Origin of the sequence: Mycobacterium sp. E2497 (assembly GCF_001668695.1) — a bacterium.
Lineage (GTDB): Bacteria > Actinomycetota > Actinomycetes > Mycobacteriales > Mycobacteriaceae > Mycobacterium.
Genome location: NZ_LZKD01000165.1, coordinates 1 through 676, shown reverse-complemented (window position 1 = coordinate 676; position 676 = coordinate 1). Strand labels below are relative to the sequence as shown.

The window sequence follows — 676 nt, the reverse complement described above, 5'->3', positions numbered from 1 at the left end:
CGGGGCTGTAGGTGTCCAGCAGCTGGGCGCTGGGCACCAGGTCTTGGGCCCCGCGCGCCAGATACGGCCCGCCCCGATTGAAGATGTCGGCGCCGGTGTTGCCGAACCCGGCCGCCGACAACAACGCCTGGTCCAAATCCTTCTGCTGCGCATTGATCGTGCGCGAGGTGATCACCGCGTTGTTCAAAAAGTCCAGCAGATCCGGCGCCGCGTTGGCGTAGGTGTCACCCAACCCGGCCAACTGCTGAATGTCATGACGCGCCTGCGGCATCTGCGGATTGACATCATCGAGGATCGCGTTCGCGTTGACCACCGACTGCCCGAACTTGTCACCCAGCCCGGTCAACGCCTGCGCGGCCGCACTCAGCGTCAGGTTCAACTTGACCGGATCCACCTTCTCCGCGATCGAGGTGACGGTCTGGAACAGCGTGTTGATCTCGGTGGTCACCGACCGCGCGTCGATCACCGTGTGCGGGCTGAGTTTTTGCGGCGACGGATTCTTCGGGGTGGTGAGCGACACATACTTGCCGCCGAACACCGTGGTCGCCTTGATATCGGCGTTCACGTTGGACGGAATCAGCGACAGGTACCGCGGATAGACCTCCAGGGTGAACTTGGCGGCCGGCTTGCCATCGCGCACCGTCTCGGCGATGTTGCCCACCCGGCCGATCTCCAC

General features: G+C 63.9%; 1 protein-coding gene. It reads right to left on the bottom strand.

Annotated elements, in window-relative coordinates; genetic code table 11:
* The coding region (locus tag A5713_RS15125) for an MCE family protein (RefSeq protein ID WP_156751896.1) at positions 1-676 on the bottom strand (676 nt) is incomplete at both ends.